The 16,442-nt window shown below is 68.4% G+C and carries 17 protein-coding genes and 2 pseudogenes; 7 read left to right on the forward strand and 12 right to left on the reverse strand.

Going from position 1 to position 16,442, the window contains the following annotated elements:
- Nucleotides 1-450: 450 nt before the first annotated feature.
- Together ccrA and TR50_RS40925 are read right to left on the reverse strand one after the other, a co-directional pair.
- On the reverse strand, nt 451-1,776 hold the full coding sequence (ccrA, locus tag TR50_RS40920) for a crotonyl-CoA carboxylase/reductase (RefSeq protein WP_042435274.1): 1,326 nt from the start codon (nt 1,774-1,776) through the stop codon (nt 451-453).
- Nucleotides 1,777-1,900: 124 nt separating this feature from the next.
- Nucleotides 1,901-3,085, reverse strand: a complete 1,185-nt coding sequence (locus TR50_RS40925; RefSeq protein ID WP_063775257.1) for a class I SAM-dependent methyltransferase — start codon at nt 3,083-3,085, stop codon at nt 1,901-1,903.
- A gap of 307 nt (nt 3,086-3,392) precedes the next feature.
- Here TR50_RS40925 and TR50_RS40930 point away from each other — a divergent pair, with 307 nt between their 5' ends.
- Nucleotides 3,393-4,619 (forward strand): glycosyltransferase, encoded by a 1,227-nt coding sequence (locus tag TR50_RS40930; protein ID WP_236654812.1) that lies wholly within the window; start codon nt 3,393-3,395, stop codon nt 4,617-4,619.
- A gap of 73 nt (nt 4,620-4,692) precedes the next feature.
- On the opposite strand, the gene TR50_RS40935 is transcribed toward TR50_RS40930, so the two are convergent.
- Complete coding sequence (locus tag TR50_RS40935) at nt 4,693-5,691, reverse strand: alpha/beta hydrolase (protein ID WP_052441876.1); 999 nt, start codon at nt 5,689-5,691, stop codon at nt 4,693-4,695.
- Between the two features lie 926 nt (nt 5,692-6,617).
- Between TR50_RS40935 and TR50_RS40945 the strand changes: the two genes are divergently transcribed.
- Nucleotides 6,618-7,121: a DUF8842 C-terminal domain-containing protein gene (locus tag TR50_RS40945; protein WP_042435279.1), complete on the forward strand. Its 504-nt coding sequence runs from the start codon at nt 6,618-6,620 to the stop codon at nt 7,119-7,121.
- A gap of 373 nt (nt 7,122-7,494) precedes the next feature.
- On the opposite strand, the gene TR50_RS43435 is transcribed toward TR50_RS40945, so the two are convergent.
- The 3 genes and pseudogenes from TR50_RS43435 to TR50_RS50035 form a co-directional block, all read right to left on the reverse strand.
- Nucleotides 7,495-8,193, reverse strand: a complete 699-nt coding sequence (locus tag TR50_RS43435) for a hypothetical protein (protein ID WP_236654810.1) — start codon at nt 8,191-8,193, stop codon at nt 7,495-7,497.
- 275 nt (nt 8,194-8,468) lie between these two features.
- Complete coding sequence (locus TR50_RS40955) at nt 8,469-8,663, reverse strand: hypothetical protein (protein ID WP_042435282.1); 195 nt, start codon at nt 8,661-8,663, stop codon at nt 8,469-8,471.
- A gap of 368 nt (nt 8,664-9,031) precedes the next feature.
- A pseudogene (locus TR50_RS50035) lies at nt 9,032-9,555 on the reverse strand (ATP-binding protein); the annotation flags it as partial.
- 185 nt (nt 9,556-9,740) lie between these two features.
- Here TR50_RS50035 and TR50_RS40965 point away from each other — a divergent pair.
- On the forward strand, nt 9,741-10,298 hold the full coding sequence (locus TR50_RS40965; RefSeq protein ID WP_042435284.1) for a GNAT family N-acetyltransferase: 558 nt from the start codon (nt 9,741-9,743) through the stop codon (nt 10,296-10,298).
- A gap of 124 nt (nt 10,299-10,422) precedes the next feature.
- Here the strand turns inward: TR50_RS40965 and TR50_RS45100 are convergent, their stop codons facing one another.
- On the reverse strand, nt 10,423-11,148 hold the full coding sequence (locus TR50_RS45100; protein ID WP_084701871.1) for an ATP-binding protein: 726 nt from the start codon (nt 11,146-11,148) through the stop codon (nt 10,423-10,425).
- A 96-nt stretch (nt 11,149-11,244) separates the two neighbouring features.
- Here TR50_RS45100 and TR50_RS40975 point away from each other — a divergent pair, with 96 nt between their 5' ends.
- Nucleotides 11,245-11,739, forward strand: coding sequence for a hypothetical protein (locus TR50_RS40975; RefSeq protein WP_042435288.1), 495 nt, complete (start codon nt 11,245-11,247; stop codon nt 11,737-11,739).
- A gap of 47 nt (nt 11,740-11,786) precedes the next feature.
- On the opposite strand, the pseudogene TR50_RS40980 reads toward TR50_RS40975, so the two are convergent.
- From TR50_RS40980 to TR50_RS40995, 4 genes and pseudogenes are all read right to left on the reverse strand, one after another.
- A pseudogene (locus TR50_RS40980) lies at nt 11,787-11,979 on the reverse strand (cold-shock protein).
- 111 nt (nt 11,980-12,090) lie between these two features.
- Nucleotides 12,091-12,243 carry a hypothetical protein gene (locus TR50_RS47450; protein WP_160311283.1) on the reverse strand — a complete coding sequence of 51 codons (153 nt, stop codon included), beginning with the start codon at nt 12,241-12,243 and terminating at the stop codon, nt 12,091-12,093.
- Between the two features lie 172 nt (nt 12,244-12,415).
- Nucleotides 12,416-13,006 carry a cation diffusion facilitator family transporter gene (locus TR50_RS40990; protein ID WP_236654811.1) on the reverse strand — a complete coding sequence of 197 codons (591 nt, stop codon included), beginning with the start codon at nt 13,004-13,006 and terminating at the stop codon, nt 12,416-12,418.
- 138 nt (nt 13,007-13,144) lie between these two features.
- The gene (locus tag TR50_RS40995; protein ID WP_042435296.1) at nt 13,145-13,405 is read right to left on the reverse strand and encodes a hypothetical protein; all 261 of its coding nucleotides are present in this window, start codon (nt 13,403-13,405) and stop codon (nt 13,145-13,147) included.
- A 459-nt stretch (nt 13,406-13,864) separates the two neighbouring features.
- Between TR50_RS40995 and TR50_RS41000 the strand changes: the two genes are divergently transcribed.
- The 3 genes from TR50_RS41000 to TR50_RS41010 all read left to right on the forward strand — a co-directional run bounded on the left by TR50_RS41000 (nt 13,865) and on the right by TR50_RS41010 (nt 15,175).
- The gene (locus TR50_RS41000; protein WP_042435300.1) at nt 13,865-14,323 is read left to right on the forward strand and encodes a hypothetical protein; all 459 of its coding nucleotides are present in this window, start codon (nt 13,865-13,867) and stop codon (nt 14,321-14,323) included.
- Nucleotides 14,324-14,462: 139 nt separating this feature from the next.
- A complete protein-coding gene (locus TR50_RS41005) occupies nt 14,463-14,945 on the forward strand; it encodes a hypothetical protein (RefSeq protein ID WP_160311284.1) in 483 nt (160 codons plus the stop codon).
- The gene (locus TR50_RS41010; protein WP_042435307.1) at nt 14,909-15,175 is read left to right on the forward strand and encodes a Ku protein; all 267 of its coding nucleotides are present in this window, start codon (nt 14,909-14,911) and stop codon (nt 15,173-15,175) included. Before TR50_RS41005 ends, TR50_RS41010 begins: the two co-directional genes overlap by 37 nt.
- A 104-nt stretch (nt 15,176-15,279) precedes the next feature.
- Here TR50_RS41010 and TR50_RS41015 read toward each other — a convergent pair whose 3' ends face one another.
- The gene (locus TR50_RS41015) at nt 15,280-15,741 is read right to left on the reverse strand and encodes a cupin domain-containing protein (RefSeq protein WP_042435310.1); all 462 of its coding nucleotides are present in this window, start codon (nt 15,739-15,741) and stop codon (nt 15,280-15,282) included.
- Nucleotides 15,742-16,442: the final 701 nt, after the last annotated feature.

Below are 16,442 nucleotides of genomic sequence, written 5' to 3' on the forward strand. Positions count from 1 at the left end.
AACAGTCGCAGTCAGTCGTGCTGAGACAGGGCCACCCCGCACCTCCCGACACACGCCCCGGCGTACGCCCGAGCCGTGATCGGCTACAACCACATCATGGGACGCCATCCTGGTGCGCCTGGGCGCTTCAGTCGGCGAGTCCCAGTGTTGTTGTTGACGGGTGGCGGCGGCCCCGCCGATGACGTCCGCATACTCACCACAGTCGCGGTTGCGTCCGCAATACGGCGCAGCGACGTCGACCCCGAGGGGGAAGCATGGTACCGCTCGCCGCACCTTGTCGCACGCGCCGCACTCGGCCTCCTGGCCGTTGGGATCAAGGGGTGGGGTCGACGCTCGTAGGCTCGTGCCGAAATGCCCCGCCGTACCAGGCGCCCGCCCTGGCCTGAAGTGCTCGGTCACATCTGGGGAACCAGCGGAGCAGCTGCGGACCCCTGCGCCGCCACGGCGGGTTCATCCGCTGCGGAACGCGCACAGGCGCTCCTCACCCACCCGGGCTCGCGATCGGGGATCGGTGACTCCCAGCCCCGGACGAGGGGCCAGACACAGGACACCGACCTTTCCGATGTGCTGGTTGGTCTGCACGCTCCTGGCGGCTGTTCCCACGTCGGCCAGCGGGTAGGTCCTCGACAGGGCGGGAACCAGGTGCCCCAGTGCGATCAGACGGTTGACTTCCCACTGCTCGTGGAGGTTCGCTCCATGACTGCCGATGATCCGCTTCAGACGCATCCAAAGATAGCGATTGTCGAACGAGTGCTCGTAGCCGGTGCTCGAGCCACAGGTGACCACCGTTCCCCCACGCCTCGCCAGGAACACCGACGCGGGGAAGGTCTTCATTCCCACATGCTCGAAGACGATGTGCGGATCCTCGCCGACCGCCTGGCGGATCGCCCGCCCCAGCTTCTTCCACCCCTCGGGCCGCTGGAGGACGGTGTCGTCCGTGCCGCAGACCTGCTCGCGGTTGATGATCGCTTCGCATCCCAGTGACCGCAGTACGTGTGCCTTCGCGTCGGAGCTGACCACGCCCACCGGAATGCCGCCGCCGTTGCGTACCAGTTGAACGGCGTAGGAGCCCAGCCCCCCGGTCGCTCCCCAGATCAGCACGATGTCGCCCTGCTTCATCTGCGCGCCCCGGTCGCTGACCAGCATGCGATAGGCGGTACTGGCGCACAGGGGATTGACGGCTGCCTCCTCCCAGGTCAAAGAGGCAGGCTTCGGCAGCAACTGGCTTGCGCGGACGACAGCGTAGTGCGCCAGCCCGCCGAAATTCGTCTCGAAGCCCCAGGCCTTCTGCCCCTGTCCGAGCATCCCGTCGCGATGGGTGTCGGGATCCTGCTCGTCCACGTAGGCCGGCGCGATGACGACATGATCGCCGACCTTCCACTTCCGCACCGAGGAACCCGTACGAACGATCACGCCGCAGGCATCGGACCCCACGACGTGATAAGGCTGGTCGTGGCGCGCCTCCCATCCCCCGGATTTCCCCATCTCCTTGAGGAACTGGAACGTGGGCAGCGGCTCAAACATGGCAGTCCATACCGTGTTGTAGTTGATCGCACTGGCCATCACCGCGATCAACGCCTCGTCGGGGGCGAGCTCCGGCATCGGCACGTCTTCAACTGACAGAGTTCTGCGCACGTCCTTGTCGCTGACGCCTTCGAACAGGTTGACATCGCACGCTTTCACGGTCGCCGCAGGGAAGCTGTCGGGCACAGGTAGCGACTCGAGCTCCGCAGCGTCCGCGCCGGCGATGACTGCCTTGGACAGGGCTGATTCCAATGCAACTCCAGTTCTGGAAAATACTGGTGGATTCCGGTGCGGGCCTGGGGAGGACGATGTGCCCGGTTGCTCATGTACACGGGGCTTTCCACCGAGTGGAGGTTCGCCCGTCTGGTTCTCGCCTTCAGCCGGGCGGGTTTCCGCAGATGCCCGCGAGCAGCCCCGGGACTGCGGCCGCATCCTCCTCGGACGCCTTCTCCCGGCAGGCCACGATGCGGTAGGCGTTGGACAACCTGGTCGAGCCGGCGCACACCGCGGCCGCCTGATCCAGCAGGCAGGCCAGCGCCAGAAGGGGAACACTGCCAAGACGCACGGCACTGCGCAGACCCAGACGAACTCGGGGGGAGGCCTCCTCAAGCCAGGGCACATCACTCGGCGGAGCAAGAGAGTTGATCGCAAGCCAGCATCCGGCCAACAGATCGACGGGGAAGTGGGCCTCGCGGTGCTGTTCCGCTACGACACTGAAGCCCATATCGCCGAGTCTGCGTCCGAGATTGCCGGCCGGGATCAGATGCAGATGCTGCGGCTGCAGCCACGGCATCCACCAGCGGCCCAGCAGGCGGCCGTACAAGCAGCTCGGATCGGGAACCTCGATCACCAGCAGCCCCCCGGGGCGCAGGACATGCCGGGCGGCAGCGAGTTCCCGGACGGGGTCGGTGCTGTGCTCCAGGTAATGGAACATGCTCACGACGTCATACCGCCCGGCCAGCTGGGGGGCCAGCTCCGGGAAGGAGCCTCGGTAACCATGAGCCACGCGGCCGTGCCGCTCGGCGTCTTCCACGCCTTCACTTCGGTCCAGGCCGTCGAAGACCGTTGAGGGCAGGAGTTCCCGGGCTGCCTCGCAGAAGTCGCCGCTGCCGGTGCCGACGTCCAGCCAACTTTGCGGCGCTGCAACGAAGGGTAGGACCGAGCGGGCGCGTCGACGGTGACCCGCCGCCGTGACCGTACGCACCAGGGTGTTGAAGGCTTTCAGAACTCCGCCGAGCCGCTGCTTACCCAGACCGTCGTAGAAGTCACGGTAGTAGAACTCCAGACCCTCGGCATTGAGTCGAGGATTCTGGAAGATGTGCCCGCAGCCCTGGCACTGGTCAAGGACGAAACGACCCGGCTTGCGCTGAATGAGATCGGTGGTTCGCAGCCGCTCGCGCAGCCACGGGGAACCGCACCAGGGGCAATCCCGCTGACGGTCGCAGAAGAAGCGCCCGGTTCCATAAGCCAGTTCCCTCTCATAGGCCAGGCGCGATCCCGCAACACCCCGGTCTCCCGCACCACGGCCACCTGCGGCGGACGGGTCATGAACATGCGTCATCACGCGTTTCCCTTCATCGAGGAAAACAGGAAGTAGCAAATCTGGTACGCCGGGCCACAAGAACCCAACAAGCCTTACACAAGGCTGAAGCACTGTCTGGCGCGCAACACATGCTTCGACAACGATCTGTGAAATTCCTCAGGCTCAGTCTCCTTCCCCATGCGGTTGAATCCCTCAACCGTGTGGGGACCGTGGAGATCAGGAGGCCACGGCTGCGGTGCAAGTGGCGCAGGCGCAGGGGCGCTCCTACCGTGAAGCGGGAGCGGCACCCACACGGAGCGAGGTGGAGATGGGCGGGACAGTAGTGATGCTTGCCGCAGGGTCCCGCGGGGACGTCCAGCCGTGTCTGGCCTTGGGTGGAGGGCTGGCCAGCCAAGGGCATGCCGTGCGGGTGATCGCCAGTCCCCGGTACCAGGACCTGATCACCGGGGCGGGCTTGGAGTTCCGTGGTCTCTCTCATGATCCGACGCAGATCGTCGCGTCGCCCGAAGGACAGGAACTGCTGGCCGCCGGACGCAACCCTGTTGGATTCATCCGGGGTTTCCAGCGGGTGTTGGGGCCGTTGCTGGCACGCATGCTCAGCGAGGTTCAGACGGGTGCCGAGGGGGCCGATCTCGTCCTGGCCCCTTCGTTCGGCTTTCTGGGCCTTCACTTGAGCCAGCATCTCCACGTCCCCCACGCGGTCATGCACTTCCAGCCGAGCCAGCCCACAGGGGCCTTCCCCCACCCCCTGACCCCGGGCGCGCGGTTCCTGGGGAGGCTGGGAAACCGCTGCAGTTTCGAGGCGGTCGACCTGGCCTCCTGGATGGTGAGCCGTCGCACCGTCAACGCCTGGCGACGCCAGAGCCTCGGTCTTGCCCCCATGCGCCTGCCCGCCCCGTTCCGCGAGGTCCGTCGGGCGCCCGTGCTGTGCGCGTTCAGTCCCGCCGTCGTGCCCCGGCCCGCGGACTGGGGAGCGAACGTCCACCTCACCGGCTTCTGGTTCCACGAACAGCCCCGGTGGACTCCGCCGCAACGGCTTGTCGACTTCCTGGACGCCGGACCCCCGCCTGTGTATGTGGGGTTCGGCAGCATGCGCGCCGCTGACCCCGAGGCAACCGACCGCGCGGTGCGGGTGGCTCTTCGACGCGCCGGTCTGCGCGGCGTACTGGCCGGGGACCCTGGCGCAAGCGATGACGACACCTTCGTGGCCGAGGAGATCCCCCACCACTGGTTGTTCCCACGGGTGAGCGCAGTGGTTCATCACGGTGGGGCAGGGACCACCGCCGCGGCGCTGCGGGCCGGAGTTCCGCAGCTGGTCTGCCCCTTCTTCGGCGACCAGCCCTACTGGGCCGAGCGCGTCCACCGTCTGGGCGCAGGCCCGAAACCTTTGCCGGCTCGCCACATCACGGTCGAGGCCATGAGCAACCGGGTGCGTGATGTCACCGCCGAGGGTGGTCACACGGAGGCGGCCCGCCGGCTGAGTCTTGCGCTGAACGCCGAGGACGGAGTCGCACACGCTTGCCGCGCCCTGAACAGGTTGCTACCCCGGTAGCCCGTGATGGCCGGCAGGAGGACCACCCCAACTCTGATTCCGGCCCAAGCGTCGAGTCGTCATCTGCAGGCGTTCAACTTTCGAGTTCTCTTGTCACCGTGTCCCAGATGAGATGGAGCTCGCGTTCCCAGTAGGGCCACGAGTGTGTCCCTGGCCCGTAGATGTGCGCGCTGACGTCGACACCCGATGCCCGGAGCGAGGCGGCGAACTTCTCGACATCCGGCAGGAGGGTGCCCTCCAATCTCGAGGCAGCGGTAGCGAGCGGGTCGGGGTTGTGATCCAGTGGCCCCACTTCTCCGTCCCCGACGGAGAGGTGCACCTTCATGCCGCGGTAGGCCCGCACCATCGCGGACGGGTTGTGCGCCTCCCAGTTGGCGGTTTGCGTGGTCGGGTCGCCCCAGACCTGGCTGTAGTCGACGTCCGTGCCGGCCCACAGATTGCCCAGGAGGAGGAAGGCGCGGGTCACGGGGTCGTCGAGGTCGACGGTCGGGCTGAAGGCGGCCACGTACCGGTACATACCTTGATGACGTGCCGCGTAGTTCAGAGCGCCGAAAGCGCCCATCGACAAGCCGACGATGGCCCGGTGGGAATTCGCCCGGAACTCCTGCTCCATGAGGCGAACAAGTTCAAGGGTGTGGAAGGTCTCCCATTGGGGCCCGCCGTCGTACCAGTTGGAGTACTGGCCTGCTTTCCCACCGTCGGGCATCACGATCAGCACTTCGGAACTGCGTGCGAGCGCCTCGACGTCCGTCTCCCGGGTCCAGGAGGTGTAGTCGTCGTTTCCACCGTGGAGCATGTAGAGCACGGGGAAGGTACGCGCCTTGTCCCTGCTCCAGCTCTTGGGGAGGATGACACGCACCGGCACGGAGCCGTGCATGGCTGGGGACCAGACGGTCAGATCGAGCATTCGGGTGTCGAGTTGCTTGACGGCGGTGATCTGGGCGCCTGTCTGCCAGGAAGCCGACGCCGCCGTCACGGGTCCCCACAACGGCGAGAGGAGGACCAGGCAGACGAAGAGACACAAGCTAGCCGGTCTCGCCCGGCCGACCGCCTTCTTCAAGGGGAGTGGCATGGCTCGATGACCTCCTGAGATTCGCAGCGTCGCCTCGCACTGTTCGGCACACGTGCGAAGGGAAGGTGAGGGATGTCTGCCGGCCCCGAGCGGTCGGCCGGTTCTGTGCAGCGGCAGGCGGCTCAGCGTGACATAAGGCTGCGACAAACCCGCCCCTCCTTGCGGCATCCTCGCTGACGGGAGCGCAGGATCACTCAACCAGCGGACAAGGCATGAAGCCCGATGACCGCCGCGATCGTTGAAATCGGCCACCCCCTGCTGGGGGCTCTCGCACGCTCTGTGGAACTCCCCACCCAGGGACCGCACACACATGGCGCACCGCCCCTTTGGCCGCCAGTCAGCCACACGAGATGGTCAATCACCTCGCATCGCCGAAGACAGCAGCGGCGACCCACCTGACAAGTAGCCTTCGTCCGTCAGGCCTGCAAGTGGTGACAGGATTTCTCGATGTGCTGGCAGGGCGCTTGGTCCTCCACGTCTTGGCCACGCCCGCGGAGCCGATCCGCACGCCTGGCATCACCGCCACCCCCGAAGGACTGGACGCGGCCCCGGTCCGTGGGCGCGTCGGCAGCCGCCCGAACCTCGTAGACGAGAAGATCCTTCATATGGCCCGGGACCTACTGCCCAACCCGGACAGCCCATCGGCTCCATCGCGGCGATGCCCGGCTTCTGCCCTGGCACGCTCAGCGACTACTTCCCCGACCTGCGGCAGTCGCGCGCAGGCGGATACGTTCCCCAGCAACTGGAGGCCGCCGAGTGATCCACCTGCCCATTCACCGCGGTAAGGGATGCGCCGTCCTGGGCGCCCCGGCACCGGGTCTGCCCGGACCGTTCGGAACCTGGACCTGGGAGCGGGACGAGGAACCGGAGCCGAACGCCTCAACCGACCACACGCAGGCCTCAGCACCAGGCAGTCAGGAGCGGCGGTGATCCAGGCCGATGGCTCCGCGACCGGTCGAGGGACTGCCGCCCGGCCGGGAGAGCTCACCACGGCGATGGTCTGGCACGGCCGTACGCCGCTGCCGACCCTGATCGCCGAACTGCCGCCCTCCCCACAGCCGGCTCCGCCATCCGGCCAGGGCTCTGATCCGTTCGGCCACCTGCTCCGGCAGGGCTTCAGACGGACCGCCGACCTGCACGAGGCGCCAGGCGGCGCGGCCGGCTGGTCGGTGCGACTGATCCCGCGTACGGCCGCCTGCGCCCACACGGCGATCTGTGACGGCGACGGTGCCATCACCTGCTCGGACACCGTCGTGCTGCCGACCGGTTTCCTGGACGCGGTCAAACGCCAGGGCTGGCTCGTGCTGTATCTGGGCGACGTAGGCCTGCCCGCGATCCCGGGCGGCGATCAGGCCGCCCAGCTCTGTGCCTTGAACACCGCTGCGGCGGCAGGCCGCGTCGTCGGCGCCCGCGTCCCTGCCCGCACCTGAGACTCCCGCGCGTCATAGTGGCGAGCACGGCGCTCCCACAGGATCCGACATGCGTTGATCCGACGCTGTCGTTGACGAGCTGTCAGCCGGCGTAACCGGCCAGTGGATACGGCCTGGGCGATCGTCCACACCGACCGCCGTGGGCGGAGACCCGTTCCGGCGTCCGGCGTCCCAGCCCCTCTGCTTGGCAGCCGGAGTGGACATGGACGGCCGCGTTCGCTGAGCGCGGCCGTCCACGTCGCGATGCCGCCGCCTCCTCTTCGGGGGCGACTCAGCCTCTCGAAAACTCCACAGCAGGGCAGGAAATCACTGACACATCCTCAGCAGCGGCTGTCTCACGGCGTATTGGCTGCTGTTGTCGGGCCGGATGTCGTCAGTTCCAGTCGGTGCGGTGCTGGATCCAGGCACGGCCGACGACAGCCATCTGGGCCTGGTAGAGGCGCAGGTAGGGGGCGTTGGATGGGGTGGGGAGCCGGGAGGCGCGCTCCCAGTAGCCGGTCAGCGCGATCGCGAGGAAGGTGAGGCCTTCACCGGGAGCCTCCATCCAGGCCGTTGAGGCCTTCATGAGATGTTCGGCCTGCTGCGGGCTGTGTCCGGCACGGATCAGGTGCGGAAGGAACAGGACCGCCTCGATCCACGCTGCACCCTGGTGTGGGTAGGCCCAGTCGGTCACGACGTCGCCGGCGTCGGCCAGGAGCATGGTGTCGGGGCCCAGATCTGCGTGGAGCAAAGTGGCGCCGCCGCCATGGTGCCGCCAGCAGCGCTCTGTCGCGGCGAGCCGGTCGAGGTTACGGGCGGACCAGGGCTCGAGGTCCGCGCCGATGTCGGCGAGGTACTGCCACCCGCCGAGCACCTGGTCGAGGGAGTCGACGAAGCCAGCGGCGTCGGAAAGCGGCGCAGGGGTGGCCGCGGAGGTCAGTCGGTCAAGGAGCGCGAGGGCACGCGAGAGGTCGGGGGAGCCGGGCGCCAGCTCGGGGTGCCGGGCGCCGGTGAGGTCGTGGAAGGCCATCAGCCACCAGTCGCCGCTCTGCCAGGCGCGGCGTAACCGCAGGACTGGCACACGGCCGGGCAACTGCCGGTTGATCGCAGCCTCATCCCTGTACCGCGGCAGCAGAGGGTGGTCAAGGGGAAGGCACTTGAGCAGGATCCGGACGCCGCGGGCGAACGTGAGGCGCACGCAAGGGGCGGGGTGGAGGCCGTTGCGTTGGACCGTGGCGCCGGTGAGCCGACTGCCAGCGAGTGCCTCGACCTCAGCGCGGACCGCGTCAGGGAGCAGAGACCAGCACGGTGGCACACCGGTGTCGACTGGGTTCCCTGCCAAACCCTCCGGCATCAAGACCGTCGGCCTCACGAGAGACCGCCCCCGCGCTCCTCGGTGTCCACCGGCACCACGCAGTCCTCGTGGACGGACCACTCGCGTCCACCACGCTCGGGGCGCAGATACACCTCCCTGCGCACTGCGCGTCCTGTCCACCGCGAGTAGTGCACCACCTGGCCGGTCACCACCCCGCAGCAGCCGGTCAGAGTGTCCGTAGCCAGCATGCCGACCAGTGGATGGGACTCACAGTTTGCACGCGTTGCATTGTTTCTCACCCGCTTACTTCTACTGATTCCTCCGCCGCCCAGGCAATCACTCGTGCGGGTGGCATATGCCTAGATCAAGTTCATGAGTGGCTCCGCGTACTGGACTCGCCAGCCGCTGGCGCCGTCCACCCACCCGACGACGGCCTTGTCCATGCCGAAGCGGCTGCGCTTCTCGAGCTGGTCAGCCAGCTTTCCAGCCGTCCACCCGCGATGAGTTCCCGCAGCCGCTGTAGTGCCGCTTCGGCAGGCTCAGCCGCCGTGCCGTCGTCGAAGAAAGGGCTCACCCACGGACGAGATCCTCTCACGGGTGGCTGCGGCCAGGCCGGTCAGCCGCTTGAGGTCTTCTCGCTGGGGGTCTTGGGGCGCTTGTTCGGGCGGTAGCTGGGTCCGTTCATGATGACCTGGTGGCTGGTGTTGATCAGCCGGTCCAGAAGCGACTCGGCGACGACGGGGTTGGGGAAGAGGGGTACCAGTCGCTGGGTGCCCGGTTGCTGGTGGTGATCAGTGAGCGTCCCTGCCGCTCGGAGACGCTCTCGTAGAGGTCGTCGGCCTGGGCCGCGGTCAGCCGGCGCATGGCAAAGTCGTCGAGGATCAGGACGTCGGGGCGGATCAGCTCGCGCATGCGCTTGTCCCAGGTCCCGTCGGCGTGGCCTCTGGCGAGCTCGGCCAGGATTCGGCTGGTCTTCGCGAATCGGGCGTGGGCGCCCTGCCGGACGGCAAGGTGTCCGAGAGCCTGCGCGACGTGTGTCGTGTCGACCAGCATTGCCAACTTCATTGACGTCGGCTGCGTCATCACCCTGGCGAACCCGAAGTGGTCGACACCATCCGTGAGGAAGCCCAACGCCGCGAGCGCGAAGCCGACAACAGCATCAAATGACCCGCCGTCAGGAACGGCCGGGATACGCCGGATCCACGTCTGCAGCGTCGGCGGCCGGATCATCGCGCCCGTATCCGGCGTCACGGGGGCGTGCGTGCCCCTGACCGTGCGGATAAACGGATGGTCGGGGGTGCGCGTGACGCGGCAGGATGCTCCGCATGACATTGCCCACCCCCGAGTTGTCCACCGCCCGCCTGCGACTGCGGCCGTTCACCGACGGCGACGCCGCGCCGCTCTACGCACTGCACAGCAGTGCCCACGTGCTGCGTTACTGGGACTCCCCGCCGTGGACCGAACCGGCCCGCGCCCAGCGCTTCATCGCGGCCTGCCGGACGATCGAGGAGGAGGGCAGGGGAGCGCGGGTGGCAGTCGAACTCGTCTCCGACGGCACGTTTATCGGCTGGTGCGGCCTGACCGGCTGGAACCCGGACTTCCGCAGTGCCTCCCTGGGCTACGTCTTCGACGCCGCCGCATGGGGCCACGGCTACGCAACCGAGACCGCGCACGCCGTCCTGAGGTGGGCCTTCGACAGCCTGGACCTGAACCGCGTCCAGGCCGAGACCGACACCCGCAACGTGGCGTCCGCCCGGGTTCTGGAGAAGCTCGGCTTCGTCCGTGAAGGGACCCTCCGCGAGGACTGCGTCGTCAACGGCGAAGTCTCCGACTCCTGGATCTTCGGCCTCCTCCGGCGCGAGTGGCACCCCCACGGACACTGACGCTTTCCGGCGCCGGAACCAAGTAGAGACGTAGGGCAGTCACTCGTTCCTTGCAAGGAGCGTCCGTGGCCACGGAGCACCTGCCGGCCCCACCCGTGCCGACTCCGTCCGGGTTCGCCGAGTTCTACCGGCACGACTTCGACGCGGTCCTCGGCTTCGTCGCCCGGCGTACCGACAGCGTCCACCTGGCCGCCGACCTGACCGCCGGCATTGTCCTGGCCGCGCTGGAACAGGCCGACACTACGACCCGCGGGGCGGCACGCCCGCCGCCTGGCTGTACGGCATCGCCTGCAACACCCTGGCCTCGCACTTGCGCGGCAGCGCCCGGGAACGGCAGGCCGTCTCCCGGATCGCCGGTCACCGCATGCTCGACGAGCAGGACGTCGCCGCGATCGAGGCACGCATCGACGCGGTCCGCGTGCCCGCCGGCGAGCTTGGCCGGGATCCGGCTGGTCTTCGAGAACCGGACGTTCGCGCCCTGGCGGACCGCGGGGTGGCCCAGGGCCTGGGCGATGTGGGTCTTGCCGACCCCGACCGGCTCGAACGGGGTGAGCGACTCGCCGGTCTGGAGACAGCGCGGGGCGGCCGGGTCGCGGATCTGGGCCGCGGGGAGATTGGAGGCTGCGCCGCCAAGGAGGGCGACGTCCACGAACACGACGAGGCCGAGGAGACCGCCGCGGCGGACACGGCTGCCGAGGACATGCTGGCTGCCGAGGAGCAGGTGGCACTGGATAGCGAGTGCGATCTGAGCAGCACGATGCCCGGTACCGGTACCGGTACCGGGCGACCGGGGTCTTCTGCTGTGCTCTGGTCGGCCATGAACGGCGGTCCTCCGCTGACTCACCAGCATCGCTTCGGGCAGGGCCGAATTGTTGTTCGGGTCCCGTGATGGCCGACTACGTTCAGCCCGAACCAGGAAGCAGTCCAAGCGATCAGGGGGAATCTCGTGCTCGGTATCCGCGGAAAGCTGGCCTCGGCTGTGGCCGTCCTCGCGCTCTCCGGCGGCCTGGTCGCCGTTCCCGTTTCAACGGCGTCGGCGACATCCAGCTGCCTGAGCACTCTGGGAAAGGCCGTGGAGGCCGTCGAGCCGGACGGTGACGACATCGGCACGTTCTACGAGGGGTGGAACTCCTGCACCAAGGTCGTCTACGCCGAGTTCCACTTCAAGTCCTCGCCGAACGTCTGGAACTCGTCCAGCGAGATCACGATCGACCACTCGGGGACCGACTTCACGACCACGCTCCAACACATCCAGGGCACCGGGAACCTGTGGTGGGACACACCGATGGTGAGCATCTACTCCATCCCCACGAGCGACCGGGCGTACTACGCGAGTTTCCACCTGGACAACAACGGCAGCACGATCTGTGAGGGCGGGGCCGCCTGGAACTTCTCGGGCTACCAGATCACCCCGACCTATGTCAGCTGCAGCAACCCCTGAACATGAGTCGGCCCCGCCAGATGCCAGCGGGGCCGACCGCCCAGTGGTCAGCCGCGGACGGTGTTCACCGCCTGCGGACCCTTCTGGCCCTGTTCCACGTCGAAGCTCACGCGCTCGCCCTCGTTGAGCTCGCGGTAGCCGTCGCCGCTGATCGCGGAGTAGTGCGCGAACACGTCCGGTCCGCCGCCGTCCTGCTCGATGAAGCCGAAGCCTGAACCACTTCACGGTGCCACTGGCCATGCTGATCAACTGTTCAGGACGAGGACGGGACCCATTGCAGCCCTCTGGGGTTGTCGCGTCCTCGAACAGCAGGTGAGGCGGTACGGCGGACGGCGAACCACGGCGATCACGCTAGCCGGTGATGAGCTGCTTCGCGTGGATCGGCAGTGCTCCGCCTGACTGGATCTCCGAGACGGCGTTGCCGACCTCCGCGGTGTTGCTGTCGCTGAACCCGCCGTTGCAGTCCCACCAGCCCTTGCGGAGCGTCTGCAGCGGGGAATTCACGCGTTTTGTGCTGCGGTATTCGGTCGCGGGGGTGCCCTGCATTGCCGTCCGGTCGTTGTCGTGCGACGTGACGGCTCGGCGCCCCCGTCGGCGTTGGTCGCGGCAGCGGCTGGCGACGGCCTGGTGCCAGCGGCGCGGCCTGTGGCCTGGCTGTGGCAGGAGGTAGTGCCGCTCAGTGATCGGACGAGAAGATCTCGCGGGTTTCCCGGATCGCGTAGTAGGCCAGTACATAGCCGGCCACCGGGTCGGCCCACCACCAGCCCAAGGTGCTGTTCAGGACCAGACCCACCAGGACCGCGGCAGCCAGCAGGCCGTTGGTGAGCGTGACCCGGCCCTCGGTCTTGAGCACCGGATTGTCCAGGGCAGCGCCGGTAAGGACCTTGCCCGCGGCCAGGGCGAACATCATCGCAGCGGTCACCGCGGTCCACACGATGCCCAACGGCGAGTGCCCAGAGCGGAAACCGACGACCAGCACCAGGGTCGACAGGGCCAGCAAGTAGAGCGCAAGCAGGGCGAATCCTGTGCCGATCAGCTTGAGCGCACGCTTCTGGCGGGCCTTGCCGGTGCCGGACAGCTCCCAGATCACCACAGTGGACGCGCCGATCTCGATCAACGAGTCGATGCCGAATCCAGCCAGCGCCACCGACCTCGCTGAGGCGGCCGCCACGGCAAGCACAGCGATGCCGATCACGTTCCAGCCGAGCGTTGCGTACTCCAGGGCGAAGCCCCGACGCAGCAGGGCCTGGCGCGAGATCTCCTTCACGGCTGACACCTGGCGATTCTCGCAAATCCGCCGTCGGGAAGTCGTGCCGGTCGCGTGCCCCGCGGCGCGCCCGCCGGGCGCGCCGGGTAGCCAAGGGCGCGACCGCGTGGATCACCGTCTGCGCGCGCAAGCGTCGGGCTAGGGCTGCTCTCCGGTGCCGCTGCGCTGGCGGCCAGACCACAGTGCGACGCCCTCGCGGGCCTCGATGAAGGCCTCGGCGGCCGCCCGCGCGGCTGCGCCGAGACGCGCCAACTCCTGGCGCTCCTCCTGCGACCCGTGAGCCTGATGCCCACGGTGCCTGGCCGAGAGGTTGTCGAGATATGCACGCATCTCATCCTCAGCGGCCCGGTAGGCGAGTTCGCGGTCGTCGACACGCAGGCTGTTCTCGTTGAACGACATGACGCAGGACTGTAGACGGCAGGAACGAGCAGGACACCGAGGCGCGCGGCGGAAGGGGCGACGCAACGCGCCGAACAGGTCCACGGCGGTTGTGCTCGCTCAGCGGTGCCGTCCAGCGGCTGGTGCCGCACTTCGCTCAGCTGGCACGGGCCGGACAACTGCACCGCTGCGACGAACGCCCGAGCCGTCGACCATGGCCGCCACCATCCCTGGCAGAAATCGGGCTCAGGGGTCTCGCAGTCGCCGCTTCCGCTGCCGCGGCCGACAGTCTGGCGATCACGCCCCTGAGCCCGAAGCCGAAGTCGGCTTCGGGGTCGAGCTGCTCGAGCGCGTCCTGCGCGGCGGCCAGCCAGCTCGGGGAGGTCGCTGAGGTCCTTTCGGGCACGGGCCTTCCGCGGTGACCGCCGCATGGCCCGAGGGGCTCCAGCGCCCGGATCCCGTCGATCGGACGCGCGGTGGATGACACCGGCCCCGGACCGGCTCGCCGAGCGGGCACCCGACTATCTGGCCAGCCACGAGGACATACTGACGGACTTCGCCGCGTCCGGGGGTCAGCTGGGCATCATCGAGCCGGACGCGGAAGAGGAGCTACTGAAGCGTGAGGTGGCGGCTGAGGTGATGCAGGCTGCCGGGATCCTCGCGACGGGCCGGATGGACCAAGTGGCCGTTGACCTCCACCGCGGGATACGTACGCTGGTCACTCCCGAACAGGCGGCGGTTCCGGCGGTGCTGGAGCAGATGCGGCGTAACTGGGTGGCCGCCAGCGAGCGCCGCAATGAACAGGAGCAGGAGCTGAAGGGCATAGCCGAGGTGTTCGGTCTCAAGAGCTGCTGGCCCGCGCCCACACCGAGATGCTCAAGCAGATCGCCGCGGACCGTGAGACGGCCGAGGCGCTCCAGGACCGCGCCAAGCGGCTGAGTGAACTCGTGGACGAGAAGATCCGGAACTCGCCCTCGGCGAGGACCAGCAGGAGGGTGGCCGGAAGCGGATGGGCAGTGACGACGCCCGCCGCCACGCCGCCCGGCTGGCGAAGCAGGCCGAGGACCTGACGACAGCGGTGACCGAGACGCAGGGCAACGCGGAGAAGCTGCACGCGAGCGCCGCGGCGTGGGCTGCCCAGGAGCAGGCGTCGGTGGAACGTGCGGTCCAAGAGGACAGCTGGGCGGCGGAGCGGAAAGCCGCCGAAGAGCAGTGCGCGGTCGCTGCCGACGTCGCCCCGGCCGAGCAGGCCCGCCAGGAGCAGGAGGATCTGGACCGCGCGGCCATCGTCGCGGCGCGCTGGAGCTGCTGCGCGCGGATGCCGGCCGACCAGCGCGCGATCGAGGACGGGCTGCGCGCGGTGAAGGCGATGCGGGCGTGCGCCGGCGCCGAGGTCGCGCGCGACGCGGCCCTGGACAACCGCGCGGCGAAGCGCGCCGGGACGCGCCGTGGCAAGCGGGCCGAGGATGCAGCTTCCCGGCCGACGCTCCGGCAGCAGAGGCGTCACCTGATCGCCCGCATCCGATGCGCTCATCCGCCTGGACCGGCGCGATCACCTTGAGCCTGGTCGCCGTCCTCGTCCGTCCCTGCCCGGCCACCGAGGGCTCGCCGGGCCGGTCACGCACCAGTACCACGCCACCGACCTGCCGGATCAGGTACCGGAAGTTCTGCGAGGTCGAGGACCGCGAGCTGGCCGGCGGCGAGATCGTGCGGGGCCAGGAGCGTGGCGGCGGCATGGTGGCGCTGACTGACGAGGACATGGAGCAGCGCCTCTCCCCACGAAGCACGTGATCGACGTGCAAGCCTTCCTGGCTGAGGCAAGGAGAAGCCCGGCCCGACATGCTCGTGCAGCCACTGTCTCCTGATTCCAGCCCGGCGGTTTCGCGAGGGGCAGGTCAGCGTGGTGGGCCCACGATGATGCTGCCGTACTTCTCGGAGACCGCGGGGTCGGGATGCACTTCGAAATCGGGCGGGCGCGGCGTGGACTTGTCGCGACCGGTTTCCCGGAACATTCCCTCGATGCCTGCTGGCGTGTTGATCATCAGTAGGTCGGCCTGCTTCGAGGTAATGCGGTATCCGTGTGGGATCAGCTTGGGTAGGAAGACCACGCCGCCTTCGGAGAGTTCGTACTCCTGGTCATCGCACCACACCAGAGCAGTGCCCTTGATCAGCAGGAAGATCTCATCCTCGCGGGTGTGCTTGTGGTAGGGCGGCGCTTCGCCTTCGGCGACGTCGAAGCGCCCGATCATGAGCTGTCCATCCGTGGCTTTGGCGTCGAGCAGCAGCGCGAGGGTGCCGCCGTCGAGCCATTCCAGCTGCTGGTGCTGTTCGGGCTGGGCGAGGTAGAGCATGCTCATGGAAGGCTCCGTTCAGTGCGCACGCGTGCACAGGGCCGCCGTCCCACGCTGGTGCGCCGGTTTTGCTGAACGTCCGTTGCCGTGGGGCATGATTCTCTTCGGGTGCGACTGACGTATGTGCGCCGCGCTCTACGAACCCACGGTAATTTGACGCGGCGGACCATGCCAACAGCCCCCGTCGGCTCGGCTCGATGGCGTGTGGAGGCGGCGACGCGCGCGGATAGTGTCGGCGGTATGGACGAGGTGGAGGCCGGCGGGGGCGGGAAGGCGATTCCGGGCCGGGAGTCCGGCTCGAGTCGGGGCGGCCAAGGAAATGGTGCGGACGTGGCTGCCAGTCCAGGGCCTACAGGCGCGGCCGTGCGCGGGAGTGGGAGCAACTGGAAGCGGCGGCGAAGGCCGCACACGTCGAAGCCCGTCAGATGCCCCGGGCCCGGGCACGGCCGCAGACCTGGATCTGGACGATGACGGCGGAGACGCCAGCGAGGACGCGGGGGAGCCGGGCGGGGGGCGACGTCGTGGGAATGGGTGGAGGAGGGTACCGAGCCGGGCCGGGCGACGCGCCTGTTGACAAACCACGCTGCGCGCAACATGGCCCTGATGTTCGAGGCTGCCCGCCAGGCCCGCGCGCAGCTGCTCGCCCCGCCGCCCCGAGGACACCTGGGCGCAGCGGTTGGAGGAACTGGAGGAGTTCGCTCAGACGG

The organism is Streptacidiphilus anmyonensis, from assembly GCF_000787855.1.
Taxonomy (GTDB): Bacteria; Actinomycetota; Actinomycetes; order Streptomycetales; family Streptomycetaceae; genus Streptacidiphilus; species Streptacidiphilus anmyonensis.